19 protein-coding genes are annotated in these 20,303 nt (G+C 70.2%); 8 read left to right on the top strand and 11 right to left on the bottom strand.

Annotated elements, in window-relative coordinates:
* The first annotated feature begins 79 nt into the window (after positions 1-79).
* A complete protein-coding gene (locus tag ACSHWB_RS19495; RefSeq protein WP_439663429.1) occupies positions 80-424 on the top strand; it encodes a YbaB/EbfC family nucleoid-associated protein in 345 nt (114 codons plus the stop codon).
* On the opposite strand, the gene ACSHWB_RS19500 is transcribed toward ACSHWB_RS19495, so the two are convergent.
* Positions 390-1,400: a DUF2399 domain-containing protein gene (locus ACSHWB_RS19500; protein ID WP_439664631.1), complete on the bottom strand. Its 1,011-nt coding sequence runs from the start codon at positions 1,398-1,400 to the stop codon at positions 390-392. The two genes, ACSHWB_RS19495 and ACSHWB_RS19500, sit on opposite strands and share 35 nt — an antisense overlap.
* A 207-nt stretch (positions 1,401-1,607) precedes the next feature.
* Between ACSHWB_RS19500 and ACSHWB_RS19505 the strand changes: the two genes are divergently transcribed.
* Both ACSHWB_RS19505 and ACSHWB_RS19510 read left to right on the top strand, forming a co-directional pair.
* Positions 1,608-2,225: a TetR/AcrR family transcriptional regulator gene (locus ACSHWB_RS19505; protein ID WP_439663430.1), complete on the top strand. Its 618-nt coding sequence runs from the start codon at positions 1,608-1,610 to the stop codon at positions 2,223-2,225.
* Positions 2,222-2,962, top strand: coding sequence for a maleylpyruvate isomerase family mycothiol-dependent enzyme (locus ACSHWB_RS19510; protein WP_439663431.1), 741 nt, complete (start codon positions 2,222-2,224; stop codon positions 2,960-2,962). Before ACSHWB_RS19505 ends, ACSHWB_RS19510 begins: the two co-directional genes overlap by 4 nt.
* Here the strand turns inward: ACSHWB_RS19510 and ACSHWB_RS19515 are convergent.
* The 3 genes from ACSHWB_RS19515 to ACSHWB_RS19525 are packed head-to-tail and all read right to left on the bottom strand — an operon-like array spanning position 2,959 to position 9,649.
* Positions 2,959-6,987 carry a TIGR02680 family protein gene (locus ACSHWB_RS19515; RefSeq protein ID WP_439663432.1) on the bottom strand — a complete coding sequence of 1,343 codons (4,029 nt, stop codon included), beginning with the start codon at positions 6,985-6,987 and terminating at the stop codon, positions 2,959-2,961. The two genes, ACSHWB_RS19510 and ACSHWB_RS19515, sit on opposite strands and share 4 nt — an antisense overlap.
* The gene (locus tag ACSHWB_RS19520) at positions 6,984-8,180 is read right to left on the bottom strand and encodes a TIGR02678 family protein (protein WP_439663433.1); all 1,197 of its coding nucleotides are present in this window, start codon (positions 8,178-8,180) and stop codon (positions 6,984-6,986) included. The genes ACSHWB_RS19515 and ACSHWB_RS19520 overlap by 4 nt, the downstream gene beginning before the upstream one ends.
* A complete protein-coding gene (locus ACSHWB_RS19525) occupies positions 8,177-9,649 on the bottom strand; it encodes a DUF2397 domain-containing protein (protein WP_439663434.1) in 1,473 nt (490 codons plus the stop codon). Before ACSHWB_RS19525 ends, ACSHWB_RS19520 begins: the two co-directional genes overlap by 4 nt.
* A 72-nt stretch (positions 9,650-9,721) precedes the next feature.
* On the opposite strand from ACSHWB_RS19525, the gene ACSHWB_RS19530 reads away from it, so the two are divergent.
* Positions 9,722-10,654 carry a cobalamin biosynthesis protein gene (locus ACSHWB_RS19530; RefSeq protein ID WP_439663435.1) on the top strand — a complete coding sequence of 311 codons (933 nt, stop codon included), beginning with the start codon at positions 9,722-9,724 and terminating at the stop codon, positions 10,652-10,654.
* Here ACSHWB_RS19530 and ACSHWB_RS19535 read toward each other — a convergent pair.
* From ACSHWB_RS19535 to ACSHWB_RS19560, 6 genes are all read right to left on the bottom strand, one after another.
* The gene (locus tag ACSHWB_RS19535; protein ID WP_439663436.1) at positions 10,562-11,380 is read right to left on the bottom strand and encodes an SURF1 family cytochrome oxidase biogenesis protein; all 819 of its coding nucleotides are present in this window, start codon (positions 11,378-11,380) and stop codon (positions 10,562-10,564) included. The two genes, ACSHWB_RS19530 and ACSHWB_RS19535, sit on opposite strands and share 93 nt — an antisense overlap.
* Before the next feature lie 21 nt (positions 11,381-11,401).
* On the bottom strand, positions 11,402-11,692 hold the full coding sequence (locus ACSHWB_RS19540) for a hypothetical protein (protein WP_439663437.1): 291 nt from the start codon (positions 11,690-11,692) through the stop codon (positions 11,402-11,404).
* Positions 11,693-11,797: 105 nt separating this feature from the next.
* Positions 11,798-12,253, bottom strand: a complete 456-nt coding sequence (locus tag ACSHWB_RS19545; protein WP_439663438.1) for a helix-turn-helix domain-containing protein — start codon at positions 12,251-12,253, stop codon at positions 11,798-11,800.
* A gap of 48 nt (positions 12,254-12,301) precedes the next feature.
* Positions 12,302-12,844 (bottom strand): DUF1349 domain-containing protein, encoded by a 543-nt coding sequence (locus tag ACSHWB_RS19550; RefSeq protein WP_439663439.1) that lies wholly within the window; start codon positions 12,842-12,844, stop codon positions 12,302-12,304.
* Positions 12,845-12,849: 5 nt separating this feature from the next.
* Positions 12,850-13,581: a fructosamine kinase family protein gene (locus ACSHWB_RS19555; protein ID WP_439663440.1), complete on the bottom strand. Its 732-nt coding sequence runs from the start codon at positions 13,579-13,581 to the stop codon at positions 12,850-12,852.
* Positions 13,560-14,012, bottom strand: a complete 453-nt coding sequence (locus ACSHWB_RS19560) for a low molecular weight protein-tyrosine-phosphatase (protein WP_439663441.1) — start codon at positions 14,010-14,012, stop codon at positions 13,560-13,562. The genes ACSHWB_RS19555 and ACSHWB_RS19560 overlap by 22 nt, the downstream gene beginning before the upstream one ends.
* 84 nt (positions 14,013-14,096) lie before the next feature.
* Between ACSHWB_RS19560 and ACSHWB_RS19565 the strand changes: the two genes are divergently transcribed.
* From ACSHWB_RS19565 to ACSHWB_RS19580, 4 genes are read left to right on the top strand one after another with little or no spacing between them, the layout of a single operon-like run.
* Positions 14,097-14,303, top strand: a complete 207-nt coding sequence (locus ACSHWB_RS19565; RefSeq protein WP_030472678.1) for a hypothetical protein — start codon at positions 14,097-14,099, stop codon at positions 14,301-14,303.
* A gap of 36 nt (positions 14,304-14,339) precedes the next feature.
* Positions 14,340-15,335, top strand: a complete 996-nt coding sequence (cobC, locus tag ACSHWB_RS19570) for an Rv2231c family pyridoxal phosphate-dependent protein CobC (protein WP_439663442.1) — start codon at positions 14,340-14,342, stop codon at positions 15,333-15,335.
* On the top strand, positions 15,332-16,474 hold the full coding sequence (locus ACSHWB_RS19575; protein WP_439663443.1) for a Nif3-like dinuclear metal center hexameric protein: 1,143 nt from the start codon (positions 15,332-15,334) through the stop codon (positions 16,472-16,474). The genes cobC and ACSHWB_RS19575 overlap by 4 nt, the downstream gene beginning before the upstream one ends.
* The gene (locus ACSHWB_RS19580) at positions 16,471-17,208 is read left to right on the top strand and encodes a zinc ribbon domain-containing protein (RefSeq protein WP_439663444.1); all 738 of its coding nucleotides are present in this window, start codon (positions 16,471-16,473) and stop codon (positions 17,206-17,208) included. Before ACSHWB_RS19575 ends, ACSHWB_RS19580 begins: the two co-directional genes overlap by 4 nt.
* 62 nt (positions 17,209-17,270) lie before the next feature.
* Here the strand turns inward: ACSHWB_RS19580 and ACSHWB_RS19585 are convergent, their stop codons facing one another.
* Positions 17,271-20,057, bottom strand: coding sequence for a tachylectin-related carbohydrate-binding protein (locus tag ACSHWB_RS19585; RefSeq protein ID WP_439663445.1), 2,787 nt, complete (start codon positions 20,055-20,057; stop codon positions 17,271-17,273).
* Positions 20,058-20,303 lie beyond the last annotated feature (246 nt).

The raw sequence follows: 20,303 nt of genomic DNA on the forward strand, positions 1-20,303 counted from the left end.
CGCATCCCGGTTCGGTCCACGCACGACCAGTCCGGAGCTCGAAGCGCGCAACGCTGCTTTGCGCGGCCAGGCCGACTCGATGCCGGCGAACCTCGGACGCCAGACCGCCCAGCAGGCGCAGGCGGAGGCGATGGCCAAGGTCGGCCGCGCCACCTCGCCGGACGGTCTGGTGGAGGTCACGGTCAACGCGAGCGGCATCGTCACCGGCGTCACCTTCGCCCCGGCCGCGTTCGACCGCAGCACACCGGAGAAGCTGGGCCAGAGCGTCGTCGCGACGATCCAGCAGGCCGCCCTCAACGCCCGCGAGCAGGCCGACGCCGTGCTCACCCCGTTCACCGTGGGCATCCCCGGCCTGCCCGGCCTCATCCCGGGCAGGCCGCGCGGAGTCCTCAGAGGAGTGACGGCAGGACGTGCTCCTCGGTGACCATCAGGCCGGTCGTGGCCATGGTCTCCGCGAGCGCGGGATCCCAGCTCGCTTCCTCAGGACGACTGTTCAACGTCGGCAGCTCGACCCCACGCGCGATCAGCGTGGCCACGGCCTCGCGGTAGTCGGCCGCCGACATCCGCCACGCCGTGCCGCCGGTCCAGGCGAGGACCTCGTTCGCCGTGCGGATGCCGTCGGGCGTGAAGTCGTTGTGGCACCGGACGGTCCTGCCGTCGAGGTGGTGCCTGGCCTGCGGGGTGAGGCCGTCCGGGAGCACCATCAGCGGACCGGGCACACCGGATTCGAGCAGGCGCGGGGAGCGGACGACGGTGATCTCCCGTGCTGCCAGAGAGTCGTTGAGCGTCAGGTAACCCTGCGAGGTGAGAACCGGGTCGCTGTACGCGTCGGGCAGGACCCCGGAGCGTTCGAAGTCCGTGCCCGCCAACGCCAGCGCCTTCCGCACGATGCGGGTCAGCGGGCGGCCGTCGTCCAGATCGTTGCCCGCCAAGGCGAAACGCGTTGTCCACCGTCGCGGTTCGGGGTGCAGCTCCGCGAGGATCGCCGCGGCCTGGTTCGCGATCATCGGCAACGCGGGCTGCGGGATCTTGCCGTACCGGCGGACGTGCTCGATCCACTCGGCGGCCCACGGGCTGGAGAGCAGGCCGTGCTCGCGCAACGCGAACTTCAGCACGGCGTCCGCGGTCGAGGACTCCTCAGACGTCGCCATGCCGATCGGCTTGCCGTGCACGGACTCCAGGACCTCGGGCAACGAGCTGCCGTGCGCGCGAACGTGTTCGTCCAAGCGTGCCAGCGAGATCTGCCGGCGGGCCGGGTGAGCGATCGGCTTGCGCAGGAGCTCGCCCAGGACGGTGGCGGTGCTCGCGTCCTCGACCCGAAAGCTGAACGCGGAACGGCCGCCGCCCTCCATCGTCTCCCGCGCGAGACGCCAGAACTCCCGCAGCTCGGGCTGGTCCATGTTCACGGCGCCACACTAGTCGCGGGGAGATCGACGACCGGAGGAAGGAAAGACGGCCCTCTCGTGGAGCGGTGGCCGGCGGACGGTCGAGGTGCTCGACCAGGTTCCCGGCGACGCGGTGCTGCACTTCGACCTCGTTCACCCGGGGGCGACGCCGGGCGCGACCGGGCTTGACAGGAGGAGTCCCGAAGCGGACCCTTCCTAACCATGAGCGTTCTGCCTAATCGTGATAGGCAAGCCGAACGGCGTGAGGCGACCCGGCGGGAGATCGTCGACGCCGCGTGGGAGATCGCGCGGCGCGACGGGCTGGGTGCGGTCACGTTGCGCGAGGTCGCGGCCATGATCGGGATGCGGTCGCCGTCGCTGTACTCGCACTTCGACTCGAAGAACGCGATCTACGACGCGATGTTCGGGCAGGCCTGGACGCTCTACCTCGCCGAGATGAGGGAGCACCACGCGCGGCTGCCGGAGATGCCGCGGGAGGCGGTGCTGGCGATCGCCGAGCACTTCTTCGCGTTCTCGCTGGCCGACGCCGCCCGCTACCAGCTGCTGAACCAGCACGCCGTTCCCGGCTTCACGCCGTCGGAGGCCGCCTACGCGCCGTCCGTCGAGGTGATCGGCCTGCTGCACGACACCCTGCGGGGGCTCGGCGTCACCGACACCGCCGACGTGGACCTGTTCCTGGCCCTGTGCGGCGGTCTGCTCGACCGGCAGCTCGCGAACGAGCCCGGTGGAGACCGCTGGCTGCGGCAGCTTCCCCGCGTGATCGACATGTTCGCCGACGAGGTCGGCCTGCCCGGACCTTCCCTGAGGAGCTCACGATGACCGCAGCACTCGCCTCCAGACCCCGTACGTCCGCGCTCGACCGCGACACCGCGATGCGGCTCGCCGCCACCGAGTACGAACGGGTCGCCGCCCTGCTGGCAGGCCTCGTGCCGCAGGACTGGGCCAAGCCCACGGACTGCCCGGCGTGGGACGTCCGCGCGATGGCGGCGCACCTGCTCGGGATGGCCGAGATGTCCGCGTCGATGCGCGAGAGCATGCGGCAGGTCAAGGCGGCTCAGGCACGGGGCGGGGTGTTCATCGACGAGCTGACGGACCTGCAGGTGGCCGAGCGGGCGGACATGGCTCCGGAGAGCATCGCCGCCCGGTACGCCGAGGTGGCCCCGAAGGCGGTGAAGGCGCGGCGGCGCATGCCGTGGTTCCTGCGCAGGCAGAAGATGCCGGCGGCGCAGCTGGTCAACGGGCGCGAGGAGGCGTGGACGCTCGGGTTCCTGTCCGACGTGATCATGACCCGGGACCCGTGGATGCACCGGACCGACATCGCGCGGGCCACGGGCGCTCCCATGGTGCTGACGGCCGAGCACGACGGCGTGCTGGTCGACGACGTGGTCCGAGAGTGGTTCGAACGGCTGGGCAGCCCGGTCACGTTGCGCCTGACCGGGCCCGCGGGCGGGACCTGGGGCGAGGGCGGTCCTGAGCTGGAGTTCGACGCGGTCGAGTTCTGCCGCGCGCTCTCCGGCAGGGGGACCACCCCGCTCGGCACCGAGGTGCCGTTCTAGGGGTCGATCCGGTCCAGCGCCGCGCCGTCCCACGTGGTCTGCGTGCACGCGACGCCCCGGCCGTTCTTGGGCCGCAGCACGTCGAAGATGTGCATGCGCGGGATCTTGTCCGACACGCCCCATCCGCTCGGCCAGGTGATCACCCAGTCCATGTCCAGGTCGACCAGCAGGCCCAGCATGCGCGCGATGGTCGGGTCGTCGAGACGTTCGAACGCCTCGTCGAGCAGCACCAGGCGCAGCGGGTCGAACTCGTCGCTGACGGCGTCGTAGAAGCTCGCGGCGGCCGCGAACAGCGTCACGTACGAGATCAGGCGGGTCTCGCCGGACGAGAGCTGGCGCAGACGCCGTTCGCGCGGATTGCCGTCCGGGCCCGTGTCCGCGACGGTCACGGTGAACTGGTGCCACGTGCGGTAGTCGAGGGCGCGCGACAGGATCTCCGCGTAGCCGCCGGAGTGCGTGTCGCGTTCGTTCTCGATGCGTTCGGTGAAGACGCGGCGCAGCGTGGCGTCCTGCTCGGGGGTGCGTTCGCCGAACGGCAGCCGCACCAGCGCAAGCGCTTGCCTCGTCGAGTCGTCGAGGGCGCTGGAGGACTTCCAGGCCAGCTTGACGTGCACGCCCTGGCTGGAACGGGCCTGGCCGAGCACCTCGTTCATGCGCTTGGTCAGGTCCTCGGCGACGGTGATCTGGCCGCGCAGCCACTCGGCCAGGTCGCGGATCAGGTAGTCGGCGAAGACGCTCTGGTACTGCTCGTCGAGGAACCCGCGCTGCTCCGCGAGCTTCGTGGTGACCTGGCGGGCGGCCACGGCGACGGGCTTCGCGCCCTCCTCGCCGGTCACCGTCACGGTCAGCAGGCCCGCGTGCTGCTCGGCGGCGATGTCGTGGCTGCCGGCCAGCGAGGTCTGCAACGCCTGCAGCTTCGCGATCACGGTGGCCTCGGTGCCGCCACGGCGGTCGGGCGTCTCCGCGATCGCCTGCCGCACCAGGGACTCCTCGGGAGCCTCCTGGAACGCCGCCGCCAGCAGACCGGGCGCGCGGACGGTCGCCTGGAAGTTCGCCGAGGCGCGCTCCAGACTCTCCGCGGCGTCGGCGACCTGCGTGGAGTTGCTCTCCAGCAACGCTTCCAGCTTCGCGGCCTGCTCGCGCGCGGTCGTGATGCTCTCGCGCACTCCCTTGAGGTCCTCGCGCATCTTCTTGCGCGACTTCTCCAGTGACGTGAGCTGCTCGTTGATCTCCTTGGCCTCGCCGCCGACCGCGTCGGTCAGCTCGGCCAGCGTGCCCGCCTGGGCCGCGTGGTCGACGCAGCGGCTGTCGGCGTCGGACTCCGCGGTCTGCCGGTCGGCGACGGCCTCGTGGTAGCGGTGCGAGGCGTCGGTGAGGTCGGAGATCGTGCCCTGGCAACGCCTCCGCACCGCGTCACCGAGCAGGTCGGCGGTCCGCTGGGCCTCCGAGGCGGCCGCTTGGGCCTGCCTGAGAGCCTCGGTGTCGGACGACAGGTCGGCGTCGCCCGCCTGCCTGGTGAGCTCCGAGCGCGCCGCCTCGAGCCGGGAGTTGGCGTTCTCCAAGGCCTCCCGCAGCTCGAACGTGCGTTGCTGCGACCGTGCCGCGGACTCCTCGGCCGCCTGGACGCGGCTGTGCTTCGCGATCAGCTCACCGTCGCCGGGGAACGCCGCGAGGTGCGCCTCCCAGGTCGCGACGTGCTCGTGGGCGCGGGCCAGCTCGTCCTCGGCGGTGCCGAGCCGGTCGCGCAGCCCGGCAAGTTCCTCTTCCAGGGCAACGATTCGGCGGCCGCGGGCGGCTTCCCGCGCGCCCGCGCCGATGAACTCGGCCTCCGGCTTGGTCCAGCGGCCGGTCAGCACTCCCGTGCGCCAGTCGCCGGTCGTCGTCATGTCGTCCAGCGACACCGCGCGCAGCAGGTCGGTGACGAACGCCTCGGGCACGGGCGAGCCTTCGACCGCGGGCACCAGGTAGTCGGCCAGCGACCGGCCCTCGGCGGCGGGCCTCGGCACCGCCAGGACGTCGTTCAGCTCGGCGTCGGCAGGGGTCACCCAGGCGTCCAGCAGGCCGCTCGCCTGCAACGCGGCCTCGAGCCCCGCCCGTTCGTCGTCGGTCAGCGCCGGCACGAAGTCGACCAGCCGGTAGAAGGGCGCGCCGACGGCCGAGTCGCGGTCCGCCGACGTGTACTGGCCCGGCACCGGCACGCGCTCGTTGCCCGAACGCAGGCCGATGAGCTCCTCGTCCAGCGTGTCGAGCCGGGTGCGCAGTTCGGTGCGCTGCTGCGTGAACGCGTGCGCGGCGTCCCGAGCGGCCTGCACGAGCGGTCCCGCCCACTCTCGGGCGGTGGCGCTCAACGTCTTCGCGGCGGCCGGATCGGCGGTCTGGGGCAGCCTCAGGGCCTCGGCCGGGCGGTCGTCGCGCAGCGGGCCGCTCGACGTCCACACCTCGACCTGCTCCAGCCAGGTCTGCACGACCTCGGCCAGCTCCTGCATCTCCTGGTTGCGCAACGACGTCGACTCGGTCGCGCCGAGCTGGGCGTCGCGGGCCTTCTGCCGCAACGACTCCACCTCGCGCTGCTGCACGTCCAAGGCCAATGCCTGCTCGTGCAACGCCAGCGCGAGCGCACCCCGTTGGCGGGCAAGGGAAGCGATGCCCGCGGTCTGGTCCACGACCGACGTCAGCGCGGCCAGCACGTCCTCGGTCGCGGCGGCCGGCGGCACGCGGCGTTCGATCGGCAGCGGACCGGCCTCGGGATCGGGCTTGGCGCGCACGGAGGCCGTGGTCACGGTGGCCTCGGCGGCCGGGACCTGCGGTACGTCCGGTGCGAGGTCCGGGTCCATGCCCGCGAGGCGCAGGTTCTCGCGCAGCGGTTCGCTCAGCGCGTCCGCCGCGGACAGGTCCTCCGCGAGGCGCTTCAGCAGCCGCAGCACGTTGTCGACGGCCGCGTCCTCCTGGGCGCGCTGGCGGTGCGCGGTCTCCAGGGCGGCGACGGCGGAGGACCGCATCTGCGCCACCAGGTTCTCGCGCGTCTTGAGGTCCTGCAGGTCGCGGAACGCGGGCAGCTCCTTGAGCGCCGCGATGGTCTCCTCGGCCTGCTGCTCGCCGGTCTCCATGTCGACCAGCGCCTGCTCGGACGACGTGCGCTCGATCCGCGTGAGGTCCAGCTCCTGCGTGAGCTTCGCCTGCTCGCGCCGCAGCTTCGCCACCGACCTCTCGGCGGACTCCAGCCGTTCGGACGCGCTGCGCAGCCCGCCGAACGCGTAGTCGCTGTAGGTCTTGAGGAACGTGCCGAGCGCACTGTCCGCAGAGGACAGTCGCACGATGTTCTCGCGGATCGACTCCAGGTCGTCGAACGAGGTCGCGAGCTGCTCGACCATCGCCTGGTCCAGCGGCGGCAGCGCGTCGCTGAGGATCTGCTCCAGCTGGCCTTCCAGCACCTTCAGGCCGACGTCCGGGTTGCGCAGCGTCCGCTGCAGGTGCAGCAGGTCGCCGTACCGCGCGGCCGGCACGCCGTAGACGGTCTCGGCGACCTTCGCGCGGAACGCCGGCTCCTCGAACATGCAGTCCGCGCCGATGAGATCACGCAGCTGCGCCGGGCCGTGCGGGACGCGTTCCGGGCCCGCGAGCTGCAGTTCCGTACCGACGCGCATCGGCGTGACGAACCGCCACGAGTCCGTGATCGCCTGCGAGGTCTTCGACGCCTTCACGCCGATACCGCACGTCAGGTACTCGTTGCCGGAGTGGTCGGCGGCCTCGCGGATCAGCTCGATCCACGCGTAACCGATGCGGTTCGGGCCGCCGTCGTAGTCGTCCAGCATCAGGCGCCGGAGGCTGACCGTGTCGAAGCCCTTCGAACCGAGCTGGCGCAGATCGCCGTCGAGGCACAGCGGCAGCAGCAGCTCCAGCGTGCGGGACTTGCCGGAACCGTTGGTGCCCTGGAAGATCGCCCGGCCACCGGAGAAGTCGAACGTCTGCTCGGTGTACTGCCAGATGTTGACCACGCCGCCGCGGTGCAGCCGCCACCTGCTCATGAAACGTTCTCCTCGTCGAACAGGGACCAGCTCGGCACCTCTGGCGCCACAACGGGTTGTTCCGGTTGTTCTCGTTCCGGGTCGCCGTCGGGCGACGGCAGCCAGCGGTGCGCGGCCGCGCTGATCGACCACGCGCCGTCCTCGGTCCTGGCCGCCAACCCCATGCGGCGCAACAGTTCCGTCACCTCGGCGACCAGTCGGTCCAGGTCGTCGGTGAACTGCTTCGACCACGCCGCAGGATAGTCCTCGACCAGCGCGGCGCAGACCTCGCGCAACCGATCCACCGTGACGACGTGCCGTGCGGGCGCGTCCTCGTCCTCGCTGTCCAGCAGGTCCGGCAGCGCGAGCAGCGTGATGCGCGCGACGGTCGAGACGCCGGGGAACGACAGGTCGGTCAGGAAGTCCTCGGGGTCCGCGGCGAGCACGCCCTCGACCCTGCACTCGGTGTGCAGGCCGAAAGCCTGTTCCAGCAACGCGGTCTCCTTGCGCTGGTTGCGGCGCAACCACTCCGCCTGCTCGTCCGGCAGGTCCGCGTAGAGCACCAGCGGTGTCTCGACGAGCCTGCGCCGCACCGCGTGCTCAATGCCCCGCGGACCGGGCCGCGCCGCGAGCTCGATGAGGTGGGCCGGGGTCTGCGCCTCGCCGACCGGGCCCGTGACGAGCTGGCCCAGCAGGTCCGTGTCGATCGTGATCAGCGCTTCCTGGGGCAGCAGGTCCTGCGCGACCGAGCCCTCGGTCTCGTGCAGCACTCCCAGGGAGACGAGGTGGCGCAGGGCCGCGGTGAGCGCACGGCGTTCGGTGACGTCGTCGGGCGCCTCGATGCCCGCTTCGGCCGCGGCGGAACGGATGTCGGCCACCAGGCGGGACAGCAGCGTCTGCCGGCCGATGCCCGTGAGGACCGCGAGCGTGAGGGCCAGGTAGGCGTAACCGCGCGGGGACATGCTGAGCACGCCGCGCGTGTCGTCGTTGCCGGGGCCCGACTTGTAGAGGCGCGCGAACCGGCGTTCCACGACCAGCCGGTACCCGAGCAGGCTCGCGAAGAGGTCCTGCAGCGTCGCCCGGTGCCGGTAGACGAGGCTGAGCAGCTCGCCGTCCGGGCCGTCGGAGCGCAGCAACGGCCTGCGCAGCAACGTTCGCGCGCACCGCACCACGTTGGCGGCGTCGATGTCGGAGAGGTTGTCCAAGTGGTTCATCGCTTCAGTGCCACCGTCGCGTCGTGCAGGGTGAGCGTCCCGGCGGCCGACCTGATCTGAGTCGTCGTGCCGTGGGCGATCTCCAGTTTGAGGCCGCGCACGGGGTCGCTGGCCGATCCGCTGTCGTTGGGGGAGTCGCGCTGGGCCATCGCGAGCGTCAGCAGCTCGCAGAAGACCTCCAACGCGCCGTGCGTGAGCGTCGTGTTCTCCAGGTTCCCGGCGGCCTTGGTCAGCTCCGCGACGTGCCTCGCGCGGATCTCGTCGGCTTCACGGGCCTCCGCCAGCAGCGACTGCTCGGTCATCGGGTCGTCGAGGATCCTGGACGGCCTGCCGCGCCCGCCCCGGTCGCCTCGGGTGCGCACGGAGACCGTCACGTCGCAGACCGGGCCGTCGCGCCACGCCGTGCGCTCGTTGTCCGAGTCGTGCTCGGGCGCGGGGGAGAGGTGGCGGGCGCTGTAGAGGCCGAACGCGGAGGCGTAGATCTCGTGCGCCTCCTCGCGGGTCGAGTTGTCGAACCAGCTCGCGAGCTTCAGCAGTTCGGCACGGCGTCCCGGCAGCAGCCCGCCGCCGGACGTCGCGCGCTTCACGCTGGCCAGGAGGCTGCCGATCGCGCGGGCCGTGGCCTCTCGCAGCGCCGTGACCTGGCTCGGGCGGCCGGGGCGGTCGACGAACCAGTCCGTCAGCTCCTGCCAGTCCTCCGGCGTGCGGCCGCGGGCGCGTTCGACGTTGTTGCCCAGGTCGGTGCCGAGGAGCCTCAGCAGCTCGGTGCGCGCCCGCGAGAACCCGGCCAGCGCCTCTGCGATCGGCGGCGTGTACTTCAGGACGTCCTCGACGACCCGCTGGATGTACTCGACCAGCAGGTTCCGGAAGCCCGCGATCTCCTCGGGCGCGAGGTGGTTCCTCGTGACGACCTGGCCGAGGTAGGCGTAGAAGTCGCGGACCGTCGCCGCGAGCTCGGCGTGCTGCAGGAACAGCGTGGTGACGCGTTCGGCCAGCAGCTCCCTGGTCTTGTCGCCCTCGTTGAGCAGGGCCACCGACAGGGATCCACCCAGTTCGTTGAGGCCGCGTTCGATGGCGGGCAGCAGCTCGCGGGAGACCTCGCGGGCGCCCTCGGGGACGCGCAGCAGCTCGTCGACGTCGCGCTGGACGCGGACCGCGAGCTTCGAGACCTGGTAGCGGACGCTGCCGTGCTGGAACTCGGCGATGCTGGCCGCGACGACCTCACGCCGCCCCTGGACCAGGTTGCCCCACTCGACGAGCTGCTTGAGGCGGTTGATGACGTTCTCGATGCGCGACTCGCCTGCCTCGACCCTGCCCTCGCGCTCCTGACCCGCGAGCGCGCCGGCGACCTCGCCCGCGCTGAGATCCGCCAGCAGCGTGGAGGTGAACAGCCGCATGATCGCCAGGTACGTGCGCTGGTGATCGCGCGCGTCCAGATAGGCGTACAGCTTCAGCCGCTTGTGCTCCACGACCGGCCACCCTAATGCGCGGCCGGCTGTGCTGCGGCGCTACGGTGCCTTCGACGAGCTGGGGAGGCTGCCGTGGGTGCGGGTCGCGCGTTGGGGTTGTTGCTGGGCGTGGCCGCGGACGCGGTGTTCGGTGATCCACGCCGATTTCACCCGGTAGCGGCATTCGGGTCGTCGTCGGCGGCCCTCGAAAAGCGCATTTATGCCGACTCGCAGGCAGCCGGCGCCGTCTATTCCGCGGTGCTGGTCGGCGGGACCGTGGCCGCTGGTGTCGCCGTGGAGCGCCTCGCTCGCCGCAACTGGCTGACGCAGGCGCTGGCGACGGGTGTCGCGACCTGGGTGGTGCTCGGCGGCAACTCCCTGGCCACCGAGGGCACGTCGATGGGCCGCGAACTGGCCGACGGCGACCTCGAGGCCGCGCGGGACCGCCTGCCCAACCTGTGCGGCCGCGACGCCGCCCGCCTGGACACCACGGGCCTGGCGCGCGCGACCGTGGAGTCCGTCGCCGAGAACACCTCGGACGCCGTCGTGGCGCCGTTGTTCTGGGGTGCGGTGTTCGGCGTGCCCGGGCTCCTGGGCTACCGCGCCGCCAACACGCTGGACGCGATGGTCGGCCACAAGTCGCCGCGTTACCTGCGCTTCGGCTGGGCCTCCGCCCGCTTGGACGACCTGCTGAACCTGCTGCCCTCGCGGCTGGCGGCCCTGTTGACCGTCGGCGGTGCCCCGGTCGTCGGCGGCTCGGCCTCGCAGGCCCTGGAGACCTGGCGCAGGGACGCGTCAGCGCACCCGTCGCCCAACGCGGGCCAGGTCGAGGCGGCCTTCGCCGGAGCACTGGAGATCAGGCTCGGCGGCCGCACCGTCTACTCGCACGGCGTCGAGGAACGCCCGGTGCTCGGCCACGGCCGCAACCCGGACTCAGGTCACGTGACGCGTGCCGTGGAGCTGTCCCGCGTCGTCGGCTTCGGCGCGGGCTTCGTCAGCGCCGTCATCGCCCTCTTCCGCAAGTAGCTCGGCGATCGACTTTTTCTTCTTCTTGCCCTCGTAGAGCACGCCACCGGGCCGTGCCTCGCGAATCGTGAAGTACAGCCAGCCGCCGACCGCCATCACGCCGAACGCGATCCACTGCAGCGCGTAGGAGAAGAACGGCCCGGACTCGAGCCTGGGCAGCGGCAGCGTGTCGAGCGCACCCGGCTGGCCCTCGATCAGCTGGTAGTAGCCGGGCTCGATGCCCGCGCCCACGGCGTTGTTGTTGATCGAGTAGATCTGCCGGCGGCCGTCCTGCTCGAACGCGGGCTGGTCGTTCGACTCGTTGGGCCTGGCGAGCCCGATGAGCGTGACCTCGTTCGTCGGAGGCGCCTGGAAGTTCGGCGGCTTGATGCCGTTGATGGGCCGCACGTACCCGCGGTCGATCAGGATCCGGTGGCCCGTGGTGGTCTCGAACGGCGTGATGACCTCGAACGCCGCCTCGCCCTGGACGGTCCTCAACCTCGCCAGCGCTTCGAGCTCCGGCAGGTAGCGGCCCTTGATCTCGACCTTCTGCCACTCGTCGTGCTTCGCGCCGAACTGGGCAGGGTCGCTCTTCAGCGACTGGGTGATGGCGGAGTTCTGCTGCTGCCGCTCGTCGTTGCGGCCGAACTGCCACGGCGAGAGGAAGTAGATGCAGGCACCCGCGAACACCCAGACGGCCAGGGTCAGCGCCAGCCAGCCCGGCTTGAGGAGGAACTTGAACCGCACGTCCTCACGGTAGATGACCGGTCAGAGCGCCCTGAGTGCGGCCACTGACTGCACCAACCCGCAGCGTTCTAGCGAGGCGAGCACGTCCCCGATCGTGCCGGGGGGATTGCGCCACGAGTTCGCGATCTGCTGGACGCAGCTCCACACGACCTCGGGATCGATGTCCCGCTGACGCATGACCTGCGCGGGGAAGTCCTTCAGGTTGTTGGTGACGATCACCCGCGCGTGAGCCCTGATCGCGGCCGCGAGCACGTGGTCTGGATCGGGCAGGTCCAGCGCGGTGACCAGCGTTCGTGGCCGATGACGAGACAATCCCGGACCGACGTGACCATCAGTGTCCGGATCCGCAGGAGCTGCTCCTCGGAAAGGTCCGGCCGGTTCTTGCGGATGTTGCGGAACACCTCGTCGAAGATCTGCTCAGTCCACTTGACCTTGCGTGAGCGCCGACAACTCATCGGCCGCTCGCCGCCGCCTCTGATCGTCGTTGCGCATGTACTCCACCAACGACACAGCCTTGATACGGCGATGTTTGCCGACCTTGCGGTACTCGATCGCACCGGCTTCCAGCAGGCCGATCAGGTACGGACGTGACACGTTCAACATGTCCGCGGCCTGTTGCGTGGTCAGTTCGGCGTCGGCGGGCACGACGGACACGCCGTGGCCCGCGGCCATGTAGGCGAGGATCTGGGCGAAGAGCTCGACGGCGGCACGCGGCAGCACCAGCACGTCGTCGTCTTCCTCGGCCCGGATGCGGACGTCGTTCCCGTCGTCTTCGTGGTCGTGCAGGTAGGCCTTCACCCTTGTCAACGCGGCGCCCGCCCGGACGACGTCGTGATCGTCAGGCTGGACGGCTCGCAGTGCAGCGGAACCCATCGCTCTCCTCCTTCCGCTATCCGCATTATTCGAAGCAGTCGCAACGACCTATCGGGTGAGCTGGACCTCGTGGAACTGGGTCACGAACCCCTCGCCCTCCGGGCTCGCGGCCATGATCCCGGCCGTGACCTCCGCGTCGGGCGGGAAGTACGCCTTGCGCAGCAGGTTCACCGGCTCCGACCCGTCGAGCCCGTACCGCACCCACACCGCGTCGCCCTTGCGTTCCGCACTCACCGTGAAGCGCTGGAACGGCTCCACGAGCGCCAGGTTCCAGTCCGAGAAACCCCGCGTGACCACCGTGCTGGCCTGCTGTTTCCCGTCGAACACCTCGACCCCGGCCTTGATCCAGTTCTCGCCGTCGACCAGCAGGCCGACACCGGCGTGGTCGTACTGCGCCGCGTACTCGCCGGAGAAGGTGGCGGTGACGGTGAAGTCGCCGGTGACGTTCAGGCCGTAGAGGTGGCCGTTGTCGCGGACCACGCCGTTGCCGGTGAGGCGCCAGAAGTCGCTGCCGGGGTCGGCGTGCACGGTCAGCGGGGTGGGCGACCACTTCGTCGGTTCGTTGAGCCACGTCCAGCCGGTGAGGTCCATGAACCTCATCCTCGCAAAGCCGCCCGTGCCGCTGCCAAGGCTTGCGCGCGGTAGCCGCCGCCGAACAGCACGGCGTGCACGAGCAGGGGGAAGAGCTGGTGCAACGGCACCCGTGCCTGCCAGCCGTCGGCCAGGGGCGCGACCTCCTGGTATGCGCCGAGCACGTGGTCGAGGAACGGGCAGCCGAAGAGCTGGAGCATCGCGAGATCGCTCTCTCGATGCCCGCCATGGGCCGCGGGGTCGATCAGCCACACCTGGCCGTCGGCGCCCCACAGCACGTTGCCGCTCCACAGGTCGCCGTGCAGCCGTGCGGGAGGTTCCGGCGGACCGGCGATCTCGCTGATCCGCGCGCACACCTCACCCACGTCAACGCCCGCTTGCCGCGCGTACGGCTCGATGCGGTGTGACGCGAACCACGACGGCCACTCCGCAGACGGCTCGTTGAGCATCGGTGCCAGGCCGATCGTGGCCTCGCGCGGGCCGCCGGGCGGTGGGGAGCCGAACGCCTCAGCGCCGGCGAGGTGCAACACAGCCAGCCGGCGCCCGAAGGTCACGGCCGCCTGAAGATTCGGTTCGCCGACCGGGATCTCGTCGATCACCAGCGCGCCCTCCTCAGCGCTGTGCACGAACGAGACCGGCGGGCCTCCGTCCACGCGCAGCCACCGCAGGCCGGCCGCCTCGGCGGAGGTGGCGGCAGGCGACTGGTGCTTCGTCCTCAGAGTCGCTCGCGGACCCACGCGATCAATCCCGGCATCGCCGCCTCCGTCATCACGAGCACCTCGTCGAACCCGGAATCGTCGCCGTAGTAAGGATCCGGCACGTCCGCGCCGTCGGCGTCCGGATCGAACGAACGGAGCAGCCGGACGCGGTCGGGATCGGCCATCCGGCGCAACGCGCGGGCGTGGCCGGAGTCGAGCGCCACCAGCAGGTCGGCGTCGAGGTGGTCGGGACCGACCTGCGCGGCCACGTGGTCGACGGGATATCCGTTGTCCGCCAATGTCTTCAACGCGCGGGGATCGGCGGGGTCGCCGACGTGCCATCCGCCCGTTCCGGCACTGGACACCCGGACCTGGTGGGACAATCCTTCCCTGGACAGCCATTCTCGGAACACGAGCGCTGCCACGGGGGACCGGCAGATGTTGCCGGTGCAGACGAACGAGACGTGCATGTCGCGCAGCCTATGTGGTGCCGCCGCACGGTAACGCTCAACCGCTGTCGCAAGATGTACGGACAAACGACATGGAGGCCGCCCATGCAGACAGGTACCGACGTGCCCCCTCAACGGGAGATCATCGGGTGTACCGACGCCCTCGGGCGCCGTCGCGCGTTCGAGGTGTACCTCAACGAGAAGGGTCGCGTCTGCTTCCGCACCCCGCCCGGTGAGTCGGCGCAGCTCGACGCCTTCCAGCTGGACGAGCTGATCAGCCACCTCACCGAGCTCCGCCGCTACATGCAGTGACGCGCCGGTCTGAGCCCGTCGCCTAGAATTCCGGCGATGACCAGCCCAGACCTGCGCCACCACGGTGACGTCGACGCCGCGCCAGGCCTCGCCGACTTCGCCGTCAACGTGCGGGTGCCGCACCCGCCCGATTGGCTGCGCGAACGGCTGGCAGCGGCGCTCGACGGACTGGGGAGTTACCCCTCGAGGCAGGCCGAGGAACGCGCCCGTGAGGCAGTCGCACGCCGTCACGGGCGCACACCGGACGAGGTCCTGCTGCTCAACGGTGCCGCCGAGGGCTTCGCGCTGCTGCCGAAGCTCGCGCCGCGCCGTGCCGCGATCGTCCACCCCGGGTTCACCGAGCCCGAGGTGGCTTTTCGCGATGCCGGAATTCCGGTCGAGCACGTGCTGCTCGACGGCGACTTCCGCCTCCGCCCCGTGACCTCGGACGCCGACCTCACCGTCATCGGCAACCCGACGAACCCGACGTCGGTGCTGCACGAGGCGATCGAACTCAAGGCGCTGCCCGGCCGGTTGGTGGTCGACGAGGCGTTCATGGACGCCGTCCCCGGCGAGCCCGAGTCGCTCGCGCACGACCCCGACGTGCTGGTCCTGCGCAGCCTCACCAAGACCTGGGGCCTGGCGGGCCTGCGCGCCGGCTACTTCCTCGGCGACCCGGAGACCCTCGCCCGGCTGGCGCACGGCCGTCCGCACTGGCCAGTGGGCAGTCTCACGCTGGAGGCGATCACGGCGTGCTGCGAACCGGAGGCGCTCGCCCAGTCCGCGCTGTTCGCGAAGGAGGCAGAGCAGCACGCCGCCTACGCGGTGGAGCAGCTCCAGGACCTCGTCGTCGTGGCGCCCAAGGGACCGTTCCTGCTGCTCAGGGCGCCGAAGGGGACGCGGCAGGCGTTGCGGGACAAGGGGATTGCGGTACGGCGCTGCGACACGTTCCCCGGACTCGACGACACGTACCTGCGCGTGGCGATCCGCCCGCCGGAGGAGTTCGCGGTGTTCGCCGACGCACTGCGGGTAGTGATGGAGGAACTGGCGTGAAGCTCGCCGACGTGATCGCGGTCCTGGAGTCCGCGTATCCGCCGAAGACCGCCGAGAAGTGGGACGCGGTGGGCCTGGTCTGCGGTGACCCGGCCGAAGAAGTCACCAGGGTCCTGGTCTGCGTGGACCCGACGTCGTCCACTGTGGACGAGGCGGTCGAACGGGGCGCGCAGCTCGTGCTCGCGCACCACCCGCTGCTCCTCAAGGGCGTCAACGGGGTTCCCGCCGACGACCCCAAGGGTGCGTTGGTGCACAAGCTGATCCGCAACGGCGCCGCCCTGTACTGCGCGCACACCAACGCCGACAGCGCACTGCCCGGCGTCTCGGACGCGCTCGCGAAGGCCATCGGACTCACCGTCACCGGCCCGCTCGACGCCGCCCAGCGCACCCCGCTGGACGTGCTGACCACGTACGTGCCGGTCCCGGAGTCGGAGCAGCTGCTCAAGGCGCTGACCGAGGCGGGAGCGGGCGCGCTCGGCGACTACCGCGAGGCCGCCTGGATCAACACCGTCGTGGGCCAGTTCCGCCCGACGGACGGCGCCGCACCGGTGATCGGCTCGGTCGGCGAGCTGACCAGGCACGAGGAGACGCGCATCGAGGTCGTCGTGCCACGCGCTCGCCGCACTGCCGTCATCAACGCGCTCAAGGCCGCCCACTCCTACGAGGAACCGGGCTTCACGCTGCACGAGATCGCCGACCTGCCGGGCGACACCGGCTCAGGCCGCATCGGTGAGCTCGCGGAACCCGAGCCGCTGCGGGTGTTCGCCCAGCGGGTCGCCGACGCGCTGCCCGTCACGGTGCAGGGCGTCAGGGCGGCGGGAGACCCGGAACGCCTGGTCAAACGGGTCGCGGTGTGCGGCGGCGCCGGTGATGGTTTCCTGGGCAAGGTGCAGCGCGCCGGCGTCGACGCCTACGTCACGGCCGACCTGCGGCACCACCCGGCGAGCGAGCACATCGAGGCCGGCGGACCCGCGTTGGTCGACGTCGCGCACTGGGCCAGCGAGTGGCCGTGGTGCGAGCAGGCGGCGGAGATCCTGCGGGCTGCCTTCGGCGGTAGGGTCGACGTACTCGTCTCCACTCGCCGGACCGATCCGTGGACCGTCGGTGCGACGAGCACAGCAGCAGGAGGACATGCGTGAAAGCCGACCCCGCAGTGCAGCGCAGGCTGCTCGACCTGGCCGCGGTCGACGCCGAACTGTCGCGTGTCACCCACCGCCGCCGCACGCTGCCGGAGATCACGGAGATCAACGAGGTCGAACAGCAGGTGCGCACCAAGCAGGACGCGCTGGTGGCCGTCGAGACGACGCTCACCGACCTGGACCGCGACGTGAAGCGCCAGGAGACCGAGATCGAGCAGGTCCGCGCCCGTGGCGAGCGCGACCGCAAGCTGATGCAGTCGGGCTCCGTCGGCGCCAAGCAGCTCACCGAACTGGAACACGAGCTCACCACCATCCAGCGCCGCCAGGGCGTCCTCGAGGACGACCTGCTGGAACTGATGGAACGCCGCGAGGCCGTCGAGGCTGACGCGTCCTTCGCACGCGTGGAGCTCGACAAGGCCCGCCAGACGCTGGAAGACGCCACGGCCCGCCGTGACACCGCCCTCGCTGACCTGGAGTCGACCGAGACCCGCCGCAACGCCGACCGTTCGGCGATGGCCAAGGGCTTCCCGGACGACCTGCTCAAGGCCTACGACCGCCAGCGCGAGCAGCGCGGCATCGGCGCGGCCCTGATCCAGTCCCGCCGCTGCGGCGCGTGCCGGATCGAGCTGGACCGCAGCGCGGTGTCGAAGCTCAAGGAGGCGGCGGCCGACGAGGTCGTGCGGTGTGAGGAGTGCGGCGCGATCCTGGTCCGCACCTCGGAGTCAGGTCTGTAGCAGGAGCACAGCAGAAAGGGGGCTGCCCACCTGGGCAGCCCCCTTTCTGGTTCAACTCGGTACTACTTGGGCAGTTGCTGCTTGGTCGCCTTGGCGGGGACCGTCCGCTTCGACTTCTCGAGCGAGGTCGCCGCGTCCGAGGACATGGCGAGGTTCTGCTCGGAGGAGTACGGCGGGGAGTCGAGCAGGATGAAGTTGCCGTCGCCGAGGTTGGCGAAGACCCGCTGCTCGTTGTTCGCACCGGCGGCGAACGACACGTCGTACGGCGAGGCCCACGTCGTGTCGGACCACAACCGCCACGTCGTGGCGCCCGGCGCGGTCTGGCCACCGCGGTAGATCTCACCGTTGGTGTCGCGGGCGACGACCTCGACGATGTTGAACTTGTTCAGCACCGCCTCGGGCGAGCCCGTGAAGTTCAAGGCACCGCTGATGTCGGTCCAGCCCGTGAAGCCCGACGCGCCTTCCTTCTGCGTGTAGAGCTTGTTGTTGCTGGCGCGGGCCACCAGCTGCACCTTGCCGTCGGAGAAGACGACGGCGGCGGGGGCGCCGGCGGCGGTGATGCCGGAGGCCACCCGGTGCGGGCTCAGCACACCGTTGGCGAACTTCTTGACCGCGACCACGTTCGTCACGCTGGCGTAGGCGATCTCGAAGCCGTCACCGGACGGGACGATCGTCATCTCGCCGCTCATGTTGTAGGTGTCGGGCGCGGTGGCCTGACGCCACGGCTTGAACTCGCCGTTGATCCCGAACTGCTCGGAGTACCACAGCTTGTTGTTGCCGTCGACGGAGAACGCGGTGAGCACCTTGTTGTTGCCACGCACCAGGATCGGCGACGTGTTGAGCGCGCCGTTGACCGCCTTCGTCGACCACACGTTCGGGTTGGACGAGGGCGGCTCGGTGAACGCGGTCACCTGGGCGTTGGTGCCCCGCGCCATGACGACGACCTTGTTGTCCTCGCGCTGGGCGATGGACGCGCGGCCGGTGTACCCGGTGCTGGTCAAGGCGTTGAACTCGACGCTTTCGCTGTTGGGCACCGACTGGAAGAGGCGGTGCACCGTGCCGTTGCCGTCGGCGTAGGCGATCTCGAACCGCGACTTCGACGCGTTGTAGATCATCTCAGCCTTGTCGACCGCCGGGGCGGGCGTCTGCGGAGGCGTGATCTTGTCGGGGTTCTTGAGCTTGCAGGAGTCCACGTCGATCATCAGCTGCTGGAGGTCCTGCCACCAGATGATGTACTCCTTCCACGTGTTCTCCGCGCCGTTCGCCCAGGTCTTCGTGGCGTTGTCGAAGCGGTACCAGTAGACGTCGGGGCCGGCGTGCCCGATGACGATGTCGGCGCCGGGGGAGAGGATCTGCTGGTAGCCGTTCCAGCCGGTGCCCACGTTGCGCCCGTACTCGATCCACCGCTTGTTCTTGTGGTCGTAGTGGAAGCGGAACAGCGTGCCGTCACCGATGTTCGGGTCACGGGCGTAGAGCACGCCGTCACCCGCGGCGAAGACCTGGTCGTACTTGCCCCAGCCCTCGTCGATGATCGTCTTGGTCCAGGTCTCGGCCTGCTCGTTGTAGACGCTGTGCTCGAGCTGGCCGGTGGCGACCGCGGCGTAGAAGTGGTTGTTGGTGTCGACCGTGATCCGGTTGATGTACCGGGGGTCGGTCCAGCCGGTCCACCCGCTCGCGATCTGCTTGCTGACACCGCCGTTGGCCCAGCCGATGCCTTCGACCCACTGGTGCCGGTGGACGTTGCCGTCCGCCAGGATCATGTACTTGTAGCCGTTGGCGCCGGCGATGAACCGCATGTTGTTCCAGCCGTTGCCGATCCGGCCGGTGGAGTGGTCCCACGACGTGAGGCCGCTCTCGGGCTCCATGTACTTCTTCCGGTACAGACCGGCGTCAGGGCTGGAGCCCCACATGTCCGCGTAGGGCTTGCACTCCACATCGGACGCGATCGGCTTGACGCTGCACGTGTCGATCGAGGGTGCGATCTCGTCGACGTCGCCCCAGGTGCTGATCTGCTGCTTCCACAGGCCGGCGCCGCCGTGCTCGTAGTGCCCCGTCGGGTTCTCCGCGCTCTCAGCCTTCCAGCGGTACCACCAGGTCCCGCCACCGGGCGCGGTGCCGTAGATGATGTCGCCGCCGGGAGAGGTGAGCTGCTTGAAGCCGTTCCAGCCCGTGCCGAGGCTCTTCTCCCGCTGCGTGAACGTACCGGTGGCGTCGTCGTACTGGAAGCGGTAGAGCGTGCCGTCGCCGACGTTGCGGTCACGGGCGTAGAGCACGCCGGGACCGGCCGCGAAGACCTGGTCGTACTTGCCCCAGCCGGCCTCGACGACTTTGGTGGTCATCACACCGGAGGTCTCGTTGTACTTGTGCTGCTTGAGACTTCCGCTGTCGTCCACTGTGTACAGCGTGTTCGTGGAGTCCACGGTGAGCCGGTAGCGGAAGGCGGGCAGGTTCCAGCCGGGCCAGCTGGTGGAGATCAGCTTGCTGATGCCGTTGTCGGCCCAGCCGACGCCGTCGATCCACTGGTGGCGACGGAGTTCGCCATTGTCCAAAGTGAACCAGATGTAGCCGTTGGGGCCGGCGACGAAGTGGTGGTCCCAACCCCAGCCGATGCCCTGGTCCGTCCACGGGCCGGTGTAGCCGGCGGAGGGCTCGGTGGTGGTGCGGAGGCTGAGGCCCGGGCTGTTCGCCATGCTCACGAACACGTTGACCTTGGGCTTGCAGAAGATCGTGTCGACGGCGTTGGCGACGTTGCCACCGCTCATGAGGACCGGCAGGCCGGCGATCCCCACGGCGGCGGCGAGAGCCACCCGCGTCCAGCGTCTCCACGACCCGCGCTCGGGTCTGGTCATGACTGAGGTCCCCCAATTCTGGACATGCCAAAGCCCGCGCGGTCCGCGCGGCAGGTAGTTGCTGACATCCCCCAGAGGATGCTGACGGAGGCTTTGTAGCAGACGAAATCCCCGGATGGGAATCCTGCGGACGAACCGCACATCGACGCCGTCTGTTACACAAAGTGACCAGTTGCACATCTCTTGTGAAATCGGCGTTTACGACTTTATGCTCCGCTCTGCCCGAACTTGGGGGCCTCACTTCCT

Source organism: Lentzea sp. HUAS TT2 (genome assembly GCF_051853195.1).
In the GTDB taxonomy this organism is placed as follows: domain Bacteria; phylum Actinomycetota; class Actinomycetes; order Mycobacteriales; family Pseudonocardiaceae; genus Lentzea.

Excerpts from the sequence above, each read along its gene's own strand:
- ACSHWB_RS19495 (WP_439663429.1), top strand. The coding sequence starts at position 80 with ATGCCGGCGAACCTCGGACGCCAGACCGCCCAGCAGGCGCAGGCGGAG.
- ACSHWB_RS19500 (WP_439664631.1), bottom strand. The coding sequence starts at position 1,400 with ATGGACCAGCCCGAGCTGCGGGAGTTCTGGCGTCTCGCGCGGGAGACG.
- ACSHWB_RS19505 (WP_439663430.1), top strand. The coding sequence starts at position 1,608 with ATGAGCGTTCTGCCTAATCGTGATAGGCAAGCCGAACGGCGTGAGGCG.
- ACSHWB_RS19510 (WP_439663431.1), top strand. The coding sequence starts at position 2,222 with ATGACCGCAGCACTCGCCTCCAGACCCCGTACGTCCGCGCTCGACCGC.
- ACSHWB_RS19515 (WP_439663432.1), bottom strand. The coding sequence starts at position 6,987 with ATGAGCAGGTGGCGGCTGCACCGCGGCGGCGTGGTCAACATCTGGCAG.
- ACSHWB_RS19520 (WP_439663433.1), bottom strand. The coding sequence starts at position 8,180 with ATGAACCACTTGGACAACCTCTCCGACATCGACGCCGCCAACGTGGTG.
- ACSHWB_RS19545 (WP_439663438.1), bottom strand. The coding sequence starts at position 12,253 with ATGGGTTCCGCTGCACTGCGAGCCGTCCAGCCTGACGATCACGACGTC.
- ACSHWB_RS19550 (WP_439663439.1), bottom strand. The coding sequence starts at position 12,844 with ATGGACCTCACCGGCTGGACGTGGCTCAACGAACCGACGAAGTGGTCG.
- ACSHWB_RS19560 (WP_439663441.1), bottom strand. The coding sequence starts at position 14,012 with ATGCACGTCTCGTTCGTCTGCACCGGCAACATCTGCCGGTCCCCCGTG.
- ACSHWB_RS19565 (WP_030472678.1), top strand. The coding sequence starts at position 14,097 with ATGCAGACAGGTACCGACGTGCCCCCTCAACGGGAGATCATCGGGTGT.
- cobC (WP_439663442.1), top strand. The coding sequence starts at position 14,340 with ATGACCAGCCCAGACCTGCGCCACCACGGTGACGTCGACGCCGCGCCA.
- ACSHWB_RS19585 (WP_439663445.1), bottom strand. The coding sequence starts at position 20,057 with ATGACCAGACCCGAGCGCGGGTCGTGGAGACGCTGGACGCGGGTGGCT.